3 protein-coding genes are annotated in these 1,713 nt (G+C 57.9%); all 3 read left to right on the top strand.

The genetic code is table 11. The features are described 5' to 3' along the window. Nucleotides 1-297: MMPL family transporter (locus tag AC2FND_RS20215; protein WP_496771487.1), on the top strand; the 297-nt coding region annotated here is incomplete at its 5' end. Nucleotide 298: 1 nt separating this feature from the next. Then, complete coding sequence (gene secF, locus AC2FND_RS20210) at nucleotides 299-1,273, top strand: protein translocase subunit SecF (RefSeq protein ID WP_496771486.1); 975 nt, start codon at nucleotides 299-301, stop codon at nucleotides 1,271-1,273. After that, nucleotides 1,266-1,713 (top strand): TSUP family transporter (locus tag AC2FND_RS20205; RefSeq protein ID WP_496771485.1); only part of this gene is annotated, 448 nt, incomplete at its 3' end. The genes secF and AC2FND_RS20205, both read left to right, overlap by 8 nt.

Below are 1,713 nucleotides of genomic sequence, written 5' to 3'. Positions count from 1 at the left end.
GTGGATGCCAACGTGCTGATCTTTGAGCGCATCCGCGAAGAACTGAAATCCGCCAGAGGTCCGGCCCGCGCCATCGATCTGGGCTATGAAAAGGCGTTGTCGGCCATTCTGGACGCCAACATAACCACCTTCATCACCGCCGTTATCCTGTTTGCCATTGGCAGTGGTCCTGTGCGCGGGTTCGCGATCACTCTGGGCCTGGGTATCCTGACATCGGTCTTCACCGCGATCTTCGTGACGCGCCTGATGGTTGTCATGTGGTTCGAACGCCGCCGACCGAAAACGATCGAGGTTTGACATGAGACTGAAACTCGTACCGCAGAACACCTCGTTCGACTTCTTCAGTCGTTGGAAAATCTGGCTTGGAATCTCCGGCCTGATGATGGTGATCGCGTTCACCTCATTTCTGCTGCAGGGGCTGAATTTCGGGATCGATTTCCGCGGTGGCACCACGATCCGGACCCAAAGCACGCAAGCAATCGACGTGGGTGTTTACCGCGATGCTTTGTCTCCGCTGCAACTGGGTGACGTCACCATCACCGAGATTTTTGATCCAAGCTTCGGTCCCGATGAAAATGTCGCGATGATCCGTATTCAGGCTCAGGAAGACGCCGAAGCGGTCACTGCAGACGTGATCACCCAGGTCGGCGAAGCGCTGGCTGCCGCAGACCCCGGACTAAAACTGCCCTTTGAAAGTGTCGAATCCGTTGGCCCAAAAGTGTCGGGCGAGTTGATCCAGACGGCTGTGATCGCGGTTGTCTTGGCCATTGGTGCCGTTCTTGTCTACATCTGGCTGCGCTTTGAATGGCAGTTTGCACTGGGGGCAGTTGCCGCATTGGTGCACGATGTGATCCTGACCATCGGCATCTTCTCGGAACTGCAAATCCGCTTCGATCTGGCGATCATCGCGGCGCTGCTGACCATCGTCGGCTATTCGCTGAACGACACGGTTGTCGTCTTCGACCGGGTGCGCGAGAACCTGCGGAAATACAAAAAGAAGGACCTGAAAGAGGTTCTGAATCTGTCGATTAACGAAACCCTGAGCCGGACAGTGATGACCTCGGTCACGACTTTGCTGGCGCTGATCTCGCTTTATCTGCTGGGCGGGGATGTCATCCGCGGATTCGTCTTCGCGATGATCTGGGGTGTCGTCGTCGGGACCTATTCGTCGGTCTTCGTGGCTTCGACCATCCTGCTTTGGCTGGGGGTCAAGCGCGACTGGTCCAAACCTTCGAATACGGCGGGCAACCAGTTTGCCAATATTGATGCCTGATGCCCTGCAACAGGCCCTGGCCTTGCCGGGCCTCACTTGGCTGATCCTTACCATCGGAGCCGCGGGACTTGTCCGCGGCTTCACAGGTTTTGGAACCGCGATGATCTTTGTGCCGGTGGCGACCCAGTTCCTGCCAATAGCGGATGTGGTCTTTCTGATGGCCGCCACCGGAATCGCATCAACCTTTGCCTTGGCTCCGCAGGCATGGAGGGATTGCGACAAGGTCGAAATCAGCACTCTGGGCTTTGCCGCAACGATAACTGTGCCGCTGGGACTGTGGATCATGGTGCAGGTGGACTCGGTTGCGTTGCGCTGGGTTGTCTGCGGCATAACCGGTCTGACCCTGCTGGCCGTGGTGACCGGCTGGCGATGGGAGGGGAAACTGGGACTACCCGGACGTCTCGCCATCGGCGGCAGCGCGGGTGTTGTCGGCGGCATGA

This window comes from Ruegeria sp. BHSB056, assembly GCF_059613305.1.
The sequence above is the reverse complement of the archived record's forward strand: the minus strand, read 5'-3'. Positions and strand labels throughout refer to the sequence as shown.